This window comes from Pseudomonas sp. P1_C12, assembly GCF_056406435.1.
Map to the genome: position 1 here is coordinate 1 of NZ_JBFUAE010000002.1, position 16,051 is coordinate 16,051.

Genomic DNA, 16,051 nt, shown 5'->3' on the forward strand with positions numbered 1-16,051 from the left:
CTCCTACAGTTGATTGGTGTCTGGCGCGAAACCAGCGATCACCCTCAATCCCTTGTAGGAGCTGGCTTGCCAGCGAAAGCGGTCTGTCAGGCAACGTCGATGTTGAATGGGCCGGCCTCTTCGCTGGCAAGCCAGCTCCTACAGTTGATTGGTGTCTGGCGCGAAACCAGCGATCACCCTCAATCCCTTGTAGGAGCTGGCTTGCCAGCGAAGGCGGTCTGTCAGGCAGCATCGATGTTGAATGGGCCGGCCTCTTCGCTGGCAAGCCAGCTCCTACAGAGGCTACATCGCCTAGCTGCGGGCAAACGCCACGGCCTTCTGGAATTGCTCGTCCGTCGGGCGTACACCGGTGTAGAGCACAAACTGCTCCAGTGCCTGGATCGCGATCACTTCCAGGCCGGTGATGACCCGCTTGCCTTCGGCACGAGCACGCACGATCAGCGGTGTTTCCGAGGGAATCGCCACCACATCGAACACAGTTTCCGCTTTTTCGATCACGTCCGCCTCAAAGGCCAGTTGATCGGCCTCCGGTCCTCCCGTCATGCCAATCGGGGTGACGTTGACCAGCATCTGCGGGCGACGATTCCCCAGCTCTGCCTGCCACTCATACCCCAACGACTGCGCCAGCGCCTGGCCGGCGCGCTCGTTGCGGGCCACGATCAGGCCGTTTTCATACCCGCCATCGCGCAAGGCGCTCGCCACGGCCTTGGCCATCCCGCCGCTGCCGCGCAAGGCAAAGGTCGAGTCCTTGGGCACCTGGTGTTTTTCCAGCAACTGGGCCACGGCGATGTAATCGGTGTTGTAGGCCTTGAGATGACCGTCGGTGTTGACGATGGTGTTGATCGATTGAATGGCGGCGGCCGACGCGTCGAGTTCATCCACCAGGGCAATACAGGCTTCCTTGAACGGCATCGACACGCCACAGCCACGAATCCGCAGGGCACGAATGCCGGCAACGGCACCCGGCAGGTCCTGGCTGGCAAAGGCCTTGTAGTAAAAATTCAGGCCCAGCTGTTCATACAGATGATTATGAAAACGCAGACCAAAGTTCCCGGGGCGTCCTGAAAGGGACATGCACAGCTGGGTGTCTTTGTTGGGGTTCATCTGCATGGGGAAGCTCCTTCAAGTGCACTTTTCGGATGGACGGGATTAGCCCCCCATCGGGTTCTGATCGATCATATAAGCCTGATTACATGGACTTACACAGACCGGTAAGAAAGTCGGTACCGACCTTACACAAAATTTACCTAACGGCCGTGCTGATTCTCGAAAAAAGCTGTCTTAGAAGTATCCCCGCGACAATCCCTGGGTCTATTGCAGACACAGGCGCCGGGCTGAAGAACCGAGGAACTATCATGATCCGTAAAGTCCCCACAGTAGCCTTGCTGATCGGCGCCCTCGCTATCGCAGGACAGGCGCAAGCCCATGGTGGTGGTAATTACTGGCAGGGCCCGGCGGTGTTTGGCGCGATCGTCGGTACTGCCATTGTCGGCTCGGCCCTGATCAACGCCAACCGCCCGGTTTATGTCGCACCGCAACCGGTCTACTACCAGCCCGCGCCGGTTTATTACGCACCACCGCCTCCGGTTTACTACCAGCCGGCCCCGGTCTACGTGCAGCAACCGATCTACTACCGCCCGGCTCCGGTGTACTACGGACCACCCCATGGTTACTACGGCCCGCCTCGCGGCTACTACGGCCATCACTACGGCCGCTGGTAACGGACTCATCAGGCCCCGCTGAAACAGCGGGGCTTTTTTATCCCTTTTTTCGGTGCAGGTCTGGATAAATCTCGCCAAGGTCGCTATCGGGACAATGCCCGTGGTGGAAACGGGCAAGATGGACTCGACCCGTTTTCTGCCGTGCGGCAAAAAACGGTCATATTTTTGTCATGACAGTTGCGCAAGCTCGGCTCTGTCCGTCGATAACAGGTTGATAACAACAAGGACGACCACATGCCAACGCAAAACCCGCACCGCATCGTCGGTCTGTGCACCTCCAGCAAGGTCTACAACGCACTGACCGAACTCAAGCACCTTGAAGGCCATCGCAGCGCCAAGTTTCTCTCGCTGCTGACGCAAAGCCTGGTGCGCAAGGGCCTGCTCAACGAGCAGGAAGTGGTTCATATGCTCGATCAGGTGGTCAGCTGACCGACCAACGGTCGTTTGCCCCCGCTGGCATCAATGACCACTATCGAAAGCGTTGATTACCCCTCATGGCACACGGACCTTAAAGTAGCTCCACAGATTGATGGAGGTACTTGTCATGTCCAAGGTTCAGATCATGTCCGTTATCGGCAGCGCGGTTCCCCCACAGCTCAGGGAGCTGGGCATGCTCGCCTGCTGGTACCTCGTGCAGGACGGCGTGCCAATCAGCGGCCCGCTCACTTCGCTGCCCGCCGCCCAGGCATTGTCGCAACGCATCGGCACCGGCCAGTCCGGCAGGCTCAGCGCCTAAGGCAGCTGCACCCGCGGTTTGGTTTCAATGAAAATGGCCCAGCTCGACATGAACAGGGCCGTGATCAACGGGCCGATGACAAAGCCGTTCAGGCCGAAAATCGCCAGGCCGCCGAGGGTCGAAATCAGGATCATGTAGTCCGGCATCCTGGTGTCCTTGCCCACCAGAATCGGTCGAAGCACGTTATCCACCAGGCCGATCACGAAGACCCCGAACAATCCCAGCACCACGCCCTGCCAGATCGCCCCGGTGAGCAGGAAAAACACCGCCACTGGCGCCCAGACTATTCCCGCCCCCACCGCCGGCAGCAGGGACAGAAACGCCATCAACACCGCCCAGAGCAATACGCTGGGGATGTCCAGAAACCAGAAAATCAGACCGCCCAGTGCGCCTTGCGTGATAGCCACCAGCAGGTTGCCCTTCACCGTGGCCCGCACCACACGATTGAACTTGAGCTGCAAACGACGTTTCTGCTGTTCCTGCAACGGCACCGCCAGACGCACCTTGCGTGCCAGTTCTGCACCGTCGCGCAGGAAGAAAAACAGCAGGTACAGCATGATGAAAAAACTGACGACGAACTCGAAGGTACCCTGGCCAAAAATGAAGGCCTGCGCCGCCAGCTCCTGACCGCCGGTCATCGCGCTTTTGACGATTTTCTCTCGCAGCCCGTTCAACTCGCCCATGCCGAAGCGATCCAGCAGATGCTGGAAATACGGCGGCAGGCTGTGCTTGAACTGCGACACGTACCCGGCAATATCGAGTTCGCCGCTCTCGACGCTTTTGTAGAGTGCCGCGCCCTCCTGAACCAGCAAGGCGCTGATGATGATCACCGGCAGAATCGCAATCACCAGGCAAATGCTCAATGTGCACAGCGACGTGAGGTTGCGTTGCCAGCCGAACTTCTCTTGCAGCCGGCGCTGCAGTGGCGCAAAGACGATGCCGAGGATCACCGCCCAGAACACCGCGCCGTAAAACGGCAGCAAGATCCAGATGAACGCAGCGCTCACCAGCACCAGCAAAACCGTCAGTGATTTGTCTTGTAGGGGCGTTTCGTTCATGACCGATCCGTGCCAGAGAGGACGAAAAACTTCCGCCCTGATATTTAGTCCACTACGGCTCGCGCGAGTGCCATCGGTTTGTTGAACAAGCATAGATCCAGGTCAATAAACCCTCGCCACCGAACGTTTACCCTGCGCGGCTTTTGCGACCGACTCCGCCATGAACCTCTCCGCGCCAGAACTGCTCGCCCCCGCCGGCACCCTGAAAAACATGCGTTACGCCTTCGCCTACGGCGCCGATGCCGTGTACGCCGGTCAGCCGCGCTACAGCCTGCGGGTGCGCAACAACGAATTCGACCACACCAACCTGGCCCTCGGCATTCGCGAGGCTCAGGCTCAGGGCAAGCGCTTTTACGTGGTGGTGAACATCGCGCCGCACAACGCCAAGCTCAAGACCTTCCTCAAGGACCTTGAACCGGTGATCGCCATGGCCCCGGATGCGCTGATCATGTCCGACCCCGGCCTGATCATGCTGGTGCGTCGACACTACCCGCAGATGCCGGTCCACCTTTCGGTGCAGGCCAATACGGTGAACTGGGCGAGCGTCGAGTTCTGGCAGCAGCAAGGCCTGAGCCGGATCATCCTGTCGCGGGAGCTGTCGCTGGAAGAAATCGCCGAGATCCGCGAACAGGTGCCGGCCATGGAGCTAGAGGTGTTCGTGCACGGCGCGTTGTGCATGGCCTATTCCGGGCGCTGCCTGCTGTCGGGCTACATGAACCGGCGCGATGCCAATCAGGGCAGTTGCACCAATGCCTGTCGCTGGAAATATTCAGCGCAACCGGCCACCGAAAATCAGCTCGGCGAGATCGTCCAGACATTCGATCCCGAACCGACCCTGGGCATCGGCGCGCCTACCAACCAGGTGTTCCTGTTGCAGGAAGCCGATCGTCCCGGCGAACAGATGCCCGCCTTCGAAGACGAGCACGGCACTTACATCATGAACGCCAAGGACCTGCGCGCCGTGCAGCACGTCGAACGCCTGACGCACATGGGCGTGCACTCCCTGAAAATCGAAGGCCGGACCAAATCGCACTTTTATTGCGCGCGCACCACCCAAGTGTATCGCCGGGCCATCGACGACGCGGTGGCGGGCCGGGCCTTCGACCGCGGCCTGATGACCGACCTGGAATCCCTCGCCCAGCGCGGCTACACCGAAGGTTTTCTGCGCCGGCATGTGCATGACGAGTACCAGAACTACCAGAACGGCAGCTCGGTGTCGGAGCGCCAGCGGTTTGTCGGTGAACTGACGGGCCAGCGCCGGGATCGACTGGCCGAGGTCAAGGTGAAGAACCGCTTCGGCCTGGGCGACCACATGGAACTGATGACGCCCAAGGGCAACTTCCACTTCGATCTGCATCAGTTGCAAAACGCTAAAGGTGAAGCGATCGACGAAGCGCCGGGCGATGGGCATACGGTGTATTTGCCGATACCGGATGCGGTGGATCTGGAGTTTGGGTTGTTGATGCGGGATGTGGGTGCGGCCTGAACTTCAAATCCGCACAAAACACCTGTACAAGCGAGCCTGCTCGCGAAAGCGGTGTAACAGACGACATTGATATTGAATGTCATGGCCTCTTCGCGAACAAGCTCGCTCCCACAAGGGACCGAGTCACCTTGCAGAATCTCATGCACAAGGACTCAACATGCTTGCCCTGCCATGGATCGACCTGGCCCTCCTCTCCCTCGGCTACGGCCTCGCTTTAATCTACGGCCAACTCGGTTGGCTGGCCGCGATCTCCGTCGCGTTGTTGCTGTTCGCCGGTTTCGCAGTCCGCCAGCAAAAACTCCCCGTCGCTCGCTACCTCGGTCACGGCTTGTTCATCTTCATGGCCCTGGCGCTGGCAATGCATTGGCTCCCCGGTTTCTACAATGGTCGCGGCATCGATCCTCAGCGACTCACCGACGATGGCGTGCCATTTTCCATGTACCTGAATCAGGACAAACCCCTGATTGGCTTCTGGCTATTACTGGTCTGCCCGTGGATTGTCGGCCGGCGTTCGTTGCGCCTTTCCATCTATGCCACCGCTATCGCGCTGCCCCTGAGCGCCGCGCTGGCCCTGGGTGGCGCGCTCTTGCTGGGTGTCATCAGTTGGGCACCGAAATGGCCGGACCACGCATGGCTGTGGGTGCTTAATAATCTGCTGCTGGTGACGCTGGTGGAGGAAGCGCTGTTTCGCGGCTACATCCAGGGCAGTCTGAGCCGGTGCTTCAAAGACCTGCCCTACGGCGAAAACCTGGCCCTTCTACTGGCATCGCTATTGTTCGGCCTGGCGCATGTGGGCGCAGGCTGGCAGTGGGTGTTGCTGGCGAGCCTGGCGGGGATCGGTTATGGCTTGGCCTACCGTTTCGGCGGGTTGGGTGCAGCCATTGCCACCCACTTCGGTTTGAATCTGCTGCACTTCGGATTGTTCACTTATCCAATGTTGGCCGGGTAGCAACCCATCGACTAAAAACACTAACCGGACCAGGTGCCATCAACTGCTTCGGGCGCTGATTTTCGCATCTGCAATCGCCCTCCCGATAACTGCGCGTCGACGTTATAAATCATTCAAATGCCGACGAGATTTTGGCACCACCATTGACAACACCCAATAAACACTGAACGAAACCGTTTTTTTTACGCTTGACCAGTCCGCTTTTACAGTTATATTTCGTCAGGCACTGCTCGGGAACCAATCGCCTTGACTACTGTCTTGCGCTGCGTTTAACCTCCCGCCCCACGAATGGAAGCGAACCGTTCTACACGACGGCGTCCTCTGAAAATGAATTCTGGCAACGCGTTTATCGCGCCGTTGTACTGTGCGGTAAATCATGCTGAAGCCTCGCTCTTCCCTCCAAATCAAAAAATCCGTCATTTTTGCCCTGGTGCTGCGTGAAGCGCGTTCGCGTTTTGGCGACCGGCGCATGGGCGCGAGCTGGACACTGATTGAACCGATTGCCCACCTGTTGATTCTGAGCGTAGCGTTCACCCTGATTCGCGGCAGCACCGTCGCCGGCATCGATTTCCCGGTGTTCGTCCTTGTCGGACTTGCACCATTCCTGCTGTTTCGCAACACCGCTTTGCGCTTGATGAACAGCCCCAAGGAAAACCGCTCACTGTTTGCCTACAAACAGATCAAGCCGCTGGATACCTACATCGCCCGGGTTCTGGTGGAGTTCAGCATTTCCGCGAGCGCATACGCCATCCTGGTCTTCGGTTTTGCATGGTACGGCTTCGACATGTCCATCAAATCCCCCATCGAGTGGATGCTGACCATCCTTCTGGGCGTCCTGTTCTCCTTTGGCCTGGGCATGTTGCTGTCACTGATTGCCCACGCCATGCCCAGCAGCACCCTCTTTCTGCGGATGATGTTCTTCCCGCTGTACTTCCTCTCGGGCGTACTGATTCCCGCCGCCTACCTGCCTCACGCCATGCTGCCACTGCTGCTGCTCAATCCATTCCTGCACCTGCTGGAACTGATCCGTGCCGAAATCTTCCCGCACTACGTTCCGGTCGATGGTGTGTCGGCGCACTACGTCATCGCGTTCACCCTGGTCTTGCTGTTCGTCTCCCTTGGTACTTACCGGGTTCGTCGACTGCATTTGATCTCTACCAAGAACGGCTAACCGCAGGCTTCCCGTGTTCGAGCTCAGAAATATCACCAAGTCTTACCTGACCCCCAAAGGTCGCCGGCACGTTTTCCGCGACCTGTCACTGCAGATTCCGCCAGGCAAAAACATCGGCCTGATCGGTCGTAACGGCTCGGGCAAATCGACCCTGATGCGCCTGTTGGGCGGTGCCGACGTACCGGACTCCGGCACGGTGGTCACCAACAAGAGCATTTCCTGGCCAGTGGGTTTGTCCGGTGGCCTCCACGGCACCATGACCGGGCGCGAAAACATCAAGTTCGTCAGCCGGGTATACGGCGCGGAAGGCGACGCCATGCGCCAGAAAGTCCGCTACGTCGAAGACTTCGCGGAAATCGGCAGCTGGATCGACGAGCCCGTCAAAACCTACTCCTCCGGCATGCGCTCGCGCCTGGCCTTCGGCCTGAGCATGGCCTTCGACTTCGACTACTACCTGATCGACGAAGTGATGTCGGTAGGTGACGCGCACTTCAAGCGCAAGTGCGCGGACGTGTTCGAAACTCGCCTGCAGAAATCCAAGGTGGTGCTGGTATCCCACAGCATGCCCGAAATCAAAAAGCTCTGTGACGTCGTGCTGCTGGTGCGCGATGGCGGGGTGCAGATCTATGACGATGTCGATGAAGGCATCAAGGCCTACAACACCTGATCGCCTGACCGTGGCGTGACAGTTTCATTTCAAGGATGCGTGAGCATATGAGCAGTACGGGTAAATTCAAGGGCTGGCGCCTGACTCTGGGGCTGATCGTGCTGCCAATGGTACTGGCCGCCGTTTACTACAGCTTTTTCGCCGTGGATCGCTATGTCAGCTCCGCGCAAGTGGTTGTACGCCAGGACGGCAACAACCCGGCGGCGCAAATGCCTGGCCTGAGCATGCTGCTCAGCGGTGCCAACCCGGCTTCCCGCGAAGAAACCCTTTACCTGCGCGAATACATTGTGTCGATGGACATGATGCAACTGCTGGAAGATCGCCTGCACTGGGTCGAGCAATACAGCAAGCAACGCAGCGACCCGTTCTTCTGGCTGGCCAGCGACACCGAACGCGAAGACCTGCTCGAGTACTACCAGCGCATGGTCTCGGCTCATTACGACGAAACCACCGGCCTGCTGAAAGTTGAAGTGCAAGCCTTCAGCCCGGAGCTGGCCGAACAAATGGTCAAGACCATTCTGGAAGCCAGCGAACACTTCGTGAACGAAGTTTCCCACAGCATCGCCCGCGAGCAGATGCGCTTCGCCCAGGGCGAGCTGGAAGGCGCGAAAAAGAACTACACCAAACGCAAGGAAGAGCTGCTGAGCTTCCAGAACCGCAACAAGGTACTGGACGGTAAAAGCTCGGCTCAAGGCCGCGCAAGCATCATCGACACCCTCGAAGGCGAGCACTCCAAAGAGCGCGCCGTACTCACGCAAATGAGCTACAAGCTTCGCCCGGACTCACCTCAGGTCAAGCAACAGCAGCAACGCGTCAGTGCCATTCGTGAACAACTGGCTGCCGAGAAACGCTTGTTGGTTTCCGCTCCCGATGGCGACCAATTGAACGTCGTCGCTTCGCGCTTCCAGCAATTGACCCTGGACGCCGGCATCGCCGAAGAGACCTACAAGACCGCCGTTGCCGCGCTGGACAACGCCCGTATCGAAGCCAGCAAGAAGATTCGCACTCTGGTCACCGTGGTCAGCCCGAACACACCACAAATGGCCCTGTATCCGGAGCGCTGGTACAACCTGGCAACCATCTTACTGGCCCTGCTTCTGCTCTACGGCATTACCCGCTTCCTAATTGCATCGATCGAGGATCATCGTGATTAAATCCATTTCCGGCCTGCCCCTTCGCCCCCTGAACTTGAACATGCGAAACAGCGCTGTTGCGGGTTTGATGCTGGTGACCCTCACTTTGTCTGGTTGCAGCGGCGTCATGTCCGGCGCCGGCCCTTACAAAGGCGATATCGAAAGCAAAAACCAAAATACTGCGTATGACCTGGTGGACATCAACGCCAACACCATCGCACCGTTTATGCGTCCAGCCGCCAAACCGGTCAAAGCCACAATCACCACTCCCCTGGCGCAAAGCGTGCGCCTGATGAGCGGTGACGTGATCAACGTGCTGATCACCGACAACGCTCCAGAAGGCAGTGGCCTGTTCGCCCCGCTTTCTACGGGCGGTACCCAACTCAAAGTGCGCATCGACGACAAGGGAATGATCTCCCTGCCGTACGTTGGCCATCAGTTCGTTGCCGGCATGACCCTGATCCAGGTCGAAGACATGATTCGCCAGAAGCTCAAAGGCGTGACCACTGACGTTCAGGCACACGTTGATCTGGTTGGTGATCTGTCTGGCTCGGTGCTGGTGGCGGGTGCGGTAAAAGCGCCTGGACGCTTCTCCACCCTGCAAGGTCCGCTGACACTGCTTGATGCCGTCAACCAGGCTGGCGGTCCGGTGATGGAACCGCATTTGGTTAATGTCACTGTTCGCAATGGTGCTCAAGCCAATACCTTCAACTACGAAGATATCCTTGCCGGTAACAACTTCGTGCTGAAGCCAAATTCCGAAGTGGTTCTGGACCGCGCACGCCAACGCTTTGTGGCGATGGGTGCCGTGGGCGAGCCAGGCTTGCACGACCTGCCCTCTCAAAACGCCAGCTTGCTGGATGCTCTGGGTTCCGTGGGCGGCTTGAAAGAGGCAAATGCGAATCCACAGGGTGTATTCGTGTTCCGGATGGGTGAGGCCACTCCTGCACAAGCCGCCAAACCGATCGTCATGCGCATTGACATGCGTGACCCGGCCGCCATTTTTTATGCCCGGCAAGTCATGCTCAAGCCAGACGATACGATCTATGTAACCAACGCCGCTGTGTACGAATGGCAAAAAATTATTGGGCCAATCGTTCAGACCCTTGTATTGGGTCGGGCCGCGGGTGTGAGCCCAAACTAAACAAAAGCGCCTGAACGGCCTCATGACCGCCGCCTTAGACCCTGTCATGACGGCGTGCCAAATCGATATTTATCAAGCGTGGAGTGTTTGTTGGGCCAGTGAGTTTTGTACAGCGCTAACAAGTTGAAAGACAGGGGCGTTACATACTGATCTTTATATACGCTGACTCAAGGATTGCCCGGTAAGAAACACTCCAGCAGATTTCAAGGAAATTGAATGAACGTCCTTTTCTACCTGGAGCCCGCCATCGAGCTGGGTAACCCTGAGTTTCGCTACGCCACGCTTCGCAGCTCCATCGTTGCGCAGGTCACGGCGCTTCGCGGCGCTGGCGTGAACACACACTGCATCGTTAGCCAAGTCATTGCTGAACGAGCGCTACGCGATGGCCATGTCGAAGCGCTTGGCTCGCTGTCAACGATTGACCCGCTTACCTGGACCGAGGGCGAAAATACGCTTGAGCGCTCGCTCCGCCATCAAGCCAAAGCCTACAAAGAGGGTGAGCACACTCGCCTCGCAAATTTGCTGAAAGCAGATCTGCCGGCCGGATTCGAGCCGGACATCATTCTTGTTTGGGAAGCCCCCATGTCCTGCCTCGGGGAAATCTTCCCAAAGGCACGCATCATTTATCAGATGCCTGGCTTCTTCTCGCGCGCCCCGTTTGCCAACCTTGTCGCGTTTGACACCGGCCTGCTGGGCGACAGCACAGTCCCTGCCAACCCATCTGTCAGCGCAGCAGAAATATCCGCTCTCGAAGCCTTGAGGGACCATGAAGCTCGTTTTCTGAGCTCGATTGCTCCGACTCAAGTTTCAATCAACGACTTGAAACAACGCTTTCGCAGCGTGGTGCTGTTGCCGTTGCAGATCGACGGTTACTTCATGATCGACTCTGTATTGGGGCGACGTAGCCAGTTCGATGTACTGGTAGACATCATGAGCCGCATGCCAGCCAATCAGGCCCTGGTAGTGACAAATTACTGGTCCGGCCAGACGCGAAGCGCGGTCCTGACTGCACAGAACATCAGTTACCTGCGCTCACGCTTCCCAAACTTCGCTTACTTCGAAAACTTCGACAAAATCCCGTCGGTTTCGCAGTTACTGGTTCCGGAAATGGACGGGGTTATTACGATCTCGTCCTCTCTCGGCTATCAGGCAGCGTTCTGGCAAAAACCTTTGCTGACACTTGGCGCCAGTCACATATCCCCATTCGCCACCACCAACGACTGGGATGAATTCTTCGCCCAGGTCACCGCGGGTGAGCCGATAGTTCGTGACGACCTGATCGTCTCAGCAATTGGCACCAAGCACCTGCCGGCACAAATGCTTGCCGAAGATGGCAAAGGTTATGCTGGCTGGCTGGCAGAAGTCGCCTCTCGCCCCGTCGGTGACTTCCCGCACTGGACCGATAAAGAGCCTGTCGCAGAAGCACTGATGGAACTGCGGCGCGAGTCCGAATACCTCAAGCAGCTTGGCTACTTCAATTTGGTACGTGAAGAGTCGTCGATGGATCACTGCCGAGAGCTTTCACAGCAGATTCTTCGGCACCCGATTATTTCATTCGACGTATTCGACACACTGCTGTACCGCCCCTTCAAGTCTCCTTCCGACATGTTTGAATTCATGTCCGAAGAAGTTCGACAGATTTGCAATCTTCCGTCGCTTGATTTCCGTGCCGCAAGACGCGCAGCGGAAAAAGCCGCTTTCGAAGAAGCGATCGCACGTGGAGATGGCGAAACCCATATCGATGAGATCTATCAGGCATTCGCAGAACAAACCGGTGTAGGTCAAGAACTGGCCGAGCGCGTTAAACAGCTGGAAATGCAGATGGAAATGGACATCCTTTATCCAAGGTTGTCAGGGTTCAAGGCATTCAATGAAGCCCGCAGCCTGGGCAAACGCATCATCATCATTTCCGACATGTATCTGCCCCGTGACTTCCTCGAAGCCATCCTCAAAAAGAATGGTTACGAAGGTTATGACCGCTTTTACGTATCGTCTGAAGCCCGCGTAAAGAAACACAATGGACGACTGTTCGACCACGTCCTTGAAGATCTGAATGTTGATCCGAAAACGATTCTCCACGTTGGGGATAACGTCGCGGCTGACGTAGTGCGCGCCAAAGAGCGCGGCATCAAACCGTTTCATTTGGTCAAAGCTTCGGAGGTGTTCGCAGAATGCGACAGCTTCAAAAATCCTTGGTCCCGTGACGAAGAACGCCATTCTCTCGACTGGAAAATGATACTGGCTGTCGCGGGCAACCGATTCCATGACAACCCTTACTTGCCACATCGACGCGGCACCCTGTTCTGCGGCGACCCTTGGCGCCTGGGTTACTACGGTCAAGGCTCGATGCTTTTGGGTTATACAAAGTGGCTGATGGAAAAAGCCATTCGTGACGGAGTCAAACGTCTCTACTTCCTGTCTCGCGACGGCTTGATCATGAAGGAAGCCTATGACCGTATCGCCCAGAACTATCCCGATGCGCCAAGCAGCCACTACCTGCTCTGCTCGCGCAGAGCCGTGAATCTGGCCAAGGTACGTGATGAACATGGCGTCATGGATCTGCTACAAGTAGATTTTGCACGCACTAGCATCCAGCACCTGCTCTCGTCTCGCTTTGGTGTATACCCAGCCAACGTCCCGATGGACATTCTCTCAAAACACAACCTTACACTTGAGACGATTGTCACTAACAAGCATCAGGAAATGCTCAAGCCGTTTTTCCTGGATCTGCTTCCACTAATCGTCAGTGCAGCAAAAAAGGAACGGACAAACTACCTTGAGTACCTTGAAGGCACAGGCCTGCTGGATGACGGTGAGGTTGCCCTGGTTGACATCGGGTATGCCGGCACCATGCAGGAATCCCTGTACCTGCTGACTGATCGCCAAAAGCTGTTTGGCGGTTACTACTTGATGACCTTCCGTCAGGCGCTGAAACGCGTAGATGCCTATGGAATGCCGATCAGAGGCTATCTGGGTGAATTCGTGGACCGCCACGACACCCACCATCCGTTCTGCCGTAACATCCCGCTCTACGAGACACTGTTCAGCAGCGTGGATACCTCATTTGTTCGCATGGATCGTGACTGGAAAGGTCGACTGACCCCCATCTTCATGGAACGCTTTGCGGCAGAAGCAAAACGCGAAGAAGTGGTTCATAGAATCCACAAGGGCGCCCTGAGCTTTATTGAGGAAGCAGCCAGCATTTTTGGCAGCCACTTGAAGAATCTGGATATCGAACCTGTCAAATCACTTCGGGTGCTCGAGAAATTCTTCAGTGAACCGCATCCAGTTGACGCCCAGATGTTCGCAGGCCTGGTTTTTGAAGATGCTTACGGCGGTGCCGGCCTGAAAACGATATTGCCAATAGACGGCAACCCGGAAGCGAACTGCGTCTGGAAAGTGGGTGCTGCGGTTTTGCAACGTGCCAATAGTGATCAAAAGGCAACCGGCACGACAGCGCCCCCCAAAGCTACGTCGCCAAAATCTGCCGTGCAAACCAAGAGGTTCAACCGCATTGAACAACGACTGGTTCGCTGGGTAGTTAGAAAAACCTCGAACGATAGAAAGTTCCAAAAGTTCGAACTGACCCCGGCAAAATTCTTCAGCGACTCTAAAAGCCCACATGTTCGATTGCTGGGGCGCCTGTATCTGATCAGGGCCGCCAACCAGTAAAAAAAGCCCGGTACGTCGGTCACTGCAAGCAACCATGCAATGACTGACGTGCCGAGCCCATTCAATCGCAGGAAAGCAAACCGCGATCAATTTTTCGGAATTACTCCCTCAGAAAACTCATCAGTCAAATCACGAAAAATATAACCGGGTTATTTTCCCTGTAACAACAACCACAATTAAGGTTCGAGTGGCGTCTTTTTCAAGCGACGATCCCAAACGACACTTTCCCTCATAAGGCGTGCAGGCGCGCCGGCGTAAATCGAGTTTGTTCTTGTAAGGCGCTTACTGACGTAGGACCTTGCTCCAATCACGCAACCTTCCGGAATGTTAGCGCCCTTGCCAAGAGTCGCGCCCTCACCAATCCACACATGGCGTCCCAGTACAACGTCTTGTGCCTCATTCAAACGCTCCCCCCCATGCAGATCGTAAATAGGGTGTTCATCAGAGGTGCGGACGAATATTCCGCTTGAGAACATACAATCCTCCCCGATCAATATACTTTTACCTTCCATGGCAAACAGATGTGCGCCAACGAACGTCGTCCCCGCCCCAATCACCAGTTTTGACTCGGCTTGGCGCATATGTATAGCGCCTCGCAAATTGCATCCCTTGCCTATTTCAACAACGTTATGGGCACCAGAAAAAAGAATATTCATATTGCGAACCACTGTATTTTCAGCTATTCGCAGAACGTGATTATTGCCTTCAATCTGGATTCTGGCTGTAGGCTCAATTCGCACAGAGGGGTGAATTTCAATGACGTTGTTCTCGCCATTATTGATAACGCTTGGATGTTCGGGTAGCACTTAGACCTCGCAATAGGTAAAAATGGCGTAATTTCTATTTTTCACAATTCTTTGCGGCTCTAGCACCAAGGCATTTTTAAAAACGCCGTTTATCAGCACTACCCATCAGTAACAGGCACTCCATTGCTACCACTTGCAGCCACCTGAAACGATCGATCAATCAAAAATCTCCACAACCCCCACCACCTCATCACTCCCCTCTGCCGTCACCGGCAACGCCCGAATCTTGTGATCCTGCATATAGGCTTCTGCCTCACACAACTGCGCCGTGGCTTTCACGGTATGCGGTTTGGCGGTCATGAAGCTGGCGACGCTTTCGTTGATCACGCCCGGGTTATTCAGCAGCGCCCGGCGCAGGTCGCCGTCGGTGACGATGCCGACCAGTTTGTCGCTGTCCATGACCAGGGCGAGGCCCAGGCGGCTGGAGGTCATGACCAGCAGGCAGTCGTGGAACGAAGTGTCGCGACTGACTTTGGGGATGTTGGTGTGCATCACGTCACTGACGCGGGTGAGCAGTTTGCGGCCGAGGCTGCCGCCGGGATGGTAGCGGGCGAAGTCCATTGGTTTGAAGTCGAGTGCGGCAATCAGGGCCACCGCGAGGGCATCGCCCATTGCCATGGTGGCCAGGGTGGAGGTGGTTGGCGCCAGGTTGTTCGGGCACACCTCGCGCTCGACCGAGATGTCGAGCCAGATATCGGCGTGCTTGGCCAGCGTGGATTGACCATTGCCGGTCATGGCGATGATCTTGTTGCCGAAGGACTTCAGGCTCGGAATCAGCTTGATGACTTCTTCGGTTTCGCCGCTGTAGGAAATCAGGATCAACACGTCGATTGGCTTGAGCATGCCCAGGTCGCCGTGGAAGGCTTCAGCCGGGTGCAGGAACAGGCTCGGGGTGCCGGTGGAGGCGAAGGTAGCGACCATTTTCTGACCGATCAAGCCCGATTTCCCCATACCGCAGACCGCTGCGCGGCCTTTGCAACCGAGAATCAGTTCAACGGCACGCTGGAATTCGCCGTCCAGGCGTTCTGCCAGTTGGCTGATGGCTTGCGCCTGGGCGCTGAGCGCTTCTTTGGCAATTGGAAGGTGATTCATGGGAAATCGATCGATCCTTGATTTAAGTGGCGCGTATGTTAACGACTCAATAGCCTGACGGAAACTAACGTTCTATCAACCCAGGAAAAATAGTCACTTTTCTGTGTCACCGAGACCTCGAACATGGCAGTTGCCGGTTGGAAATTTTTAATGTCGCCCCCTTTTGATCGACTGTCACAGAGGATACGCAAGGACTCCTCGCCTTTCAGGTGCCAATAGTCATACCGCACTACTCAGCGCCGGCAGTGCCCCCTCCCCTGAGCAACACCCAATGTTTGTAGGCAATCTCCCACTTTTATCGTTATAAATTGTCGGCTTTGTATTATCATCCGCCCCCACTTATCGAAGAGCGTTGCCTGAGACGCTTTGGATTTTTTGCGCGTCTCGCAAGCGAGTGCGTCACCTACGGACATCTG

The 16,051-nt window shown here is 56.5% G+C and carries 14 protein-coding genes; 10 read left to right on the forward strand and 4 right to left on the reverse strand.

Translation table 11 applies throughout. The annotated features are described in order from the left end of the window. Window positions 1-291: 291 nt before the first annotated feature. On the reverse strand, window positions 292-1,110 hold the full coding sequence (locus AC1D19_RS02980; protein ID WP_477756004.1) for a shikimate 5-dehydrogenase: 819 nt from the start codon (window positions 1,108-1,110) through the stop codon (window positions 292-294). Window positions 1,111-1,355: 245 nt separating this feature from the next. Here AC1D19_RS02980 and AC1D19_RS02985 point away from each other — a divergent pair, with 245 nt between their 5' ends. The 3 genes from AC1D19_RS02985 to AC1D19_RS02995 all read left to right on the forward strand — a co-directional run bounded on the left by AC1D19_RS02985 (window position 1,356) and on the right by AC1D19_RS02995 (window position 2,457). Then, entirely contained in the window at window positions 1,356-1,721 is a 366-nt protein-coding gene (locus AC1D19_RS02985; protein WP_477756003.1) for a hypothetical protein, read from the forward strand. 234 nt (window positions 1,722-1,955) lie between these two features. After that, a complete protein-coding gene (locus tag AC1D19_RS02990) occupies window positions 1,956-2,150 on the forward strand; it encodes a hypothetical protein (protein ID WP_008052996.1) in 195 nt (64 codons plus the stop codon). Between the two features lie 115 nt (window positions 2,151-2,265). Next, window positions 2,266-2,457: a hypothetical protein gene (locus AC1D19_RS02995; protein ID WP_477756105.1), complete on the forward strand. Its 192-nt coding sequence runs from the start codon at window positions 2,266-2,268 to the stop codon at window positions 2,455-2,457. On the opposite strand, the gene AC1D19_RS03000 is transcribed toward AC1D19_RS02995, so the two are convergent. After that, complete coding sequence (locus tag AC1D19_RS03000; protein WP_477756104.1) at window positions 2,454-3,515, reverse strand: AI-2E family transporter; 1,062 nt, start codon at window positions 3,513-3,515, stop codon at window positions 2,454-2,456. The two genes, AC1D19_RS02995 and AC1D19_RS03000, sit on opposite strands and share 4 nt — an antisense overlap. A 160-nt stretch (window positions 3,516-3,675) precedes the next feature. Here AC1D19_RS03000 and trhP point away from each other — a divergent pair, with 160 nt between their 5' ends. The 7 genes from trhP (at window position 3,676) to AC1D19_RS03035 (ending at window position 13,737) form a co-directional block, all read left to right on the forward strand. Continuing rightward, window positions 3,676-5,001 (forward strand): prephenate-dependent tRNA uridine(34) hydroxylase TrhP, encoded by a 1,326-nt coding sequence (gene trhP, locus AC1D19_RS03005; protein ID WP_477762349.1) that lies wholly within the window; start codon window positions 3,676-3,678, stop codon window positions 4,999-5,001. A gap of 157 nt (window positions 5,002-5,158) precedes the next feature. Then, window positions 5,159-5,950 (forward strand): CPBP family glutamic-type intramembrane protease, encoded by a 792-nt coding sequence (locus AC1D19_RS03010; RefSeq protein WP_477762350.1) that lies wholly within the window; start codon window positions 5,159-5,161, stop codon window positions 5,948-5,950. Between the two features lie 376 nt (window positions 5,951-6,326). Further along, window positions 6,327-7,121, forward strand: a complete 795-nt coding sequence (locus tag AC1D19_RS03015) for an ABC transporter permease (protein WP_477756101.1) — start codon at window positions 6,327-6,329, stop codon at window positions 7,119-7,121. A gap of 13 nt (window positions 7,122-7,134) precedes the next feature. Next, window positions 7,135-7,788, forward strand: a complete 654-nt coding sequence (locus AC1D19_RS03020; RefSeq protein ID WP_115948400.1) for an ABC transporter ATP-binding protein — start codon at window positions 7,135-7,137, stop codon at window positions 7,786-7,788. Between the two features lie 47 nt (window positions 7,789-7,835). Then, on the forward strand, window positions 7,836-8,942 hold the full coding sequence (locus AC1D19_RS03025) for a KpsE/RkpR family capsule polysaccharide export protein (RefSeq protein ID WP_477762351.1): 1,107 nt from the start codon (window positions 7,836-7,838) through the stop codon (window positions 8,940-8,942). Window positions 8,943-8,982: 40 nt separating this feature from the next. Further along, window positions 8,983-10,065 (forward strand): polysaccharide biosynthesis/export family protein, encoded by a 1,083-nt coding sequence (locus AC1D19_RS03030; protein WP_477762352.1) that lies wholly within the window; start codon window positions 8,983-8,985, stop codon window positions 10,063-10,065. A gap of 216 nt (window positions 10,066-10,281) precedes the next feature. Then, window positions 10,282-13,737 (forward strand): HAD family hydrolase, encoded by a 3,456-nt coding sequence (locus AC1D19_RS03035; protein WP_477762353.1) that lies wholly within the window; start codon window positions 10,282-10,284, stop codon window positions 13,735-13,737. Between the two features lie 176 nt (window positions 13,738-13,913). On the opposite strand, the gene AC1D19_RS03040 is transcribed toward AC1D19_RS03035, so the two are convergent. Further along, window positions 13,914-14,543 carry an acyltransferase gene (locus tag AC1D19_RS03040; RefSeq protein ID WP_477762354.1) on the reverse strand — a complete coding sequence of 210 codons (630 nt, stop codon included), beginning with the start codon at window positions 14,541-14,543 and terminating at the stop codon, window positions 13,914-13,916. Between the two features lie 156 nt (window positions 14,544-14,699). Next, window positions 14,700-15,635 carry a KpsF/GutQ family sugar-phosphate isomerase gene (locus AC1D19_RS03045; RefSeq protein ID WP_477762355.1) on the reverse strand — a complete coding sequence of 312 codons (936 nt, stop codon included), beginning with the start codon at window positions 15,633-15,635 and terminating at the stop codon, window positions 14,700-14,702. Window positions 15,636-16,051: the final 416 nt, after the last annotated feature.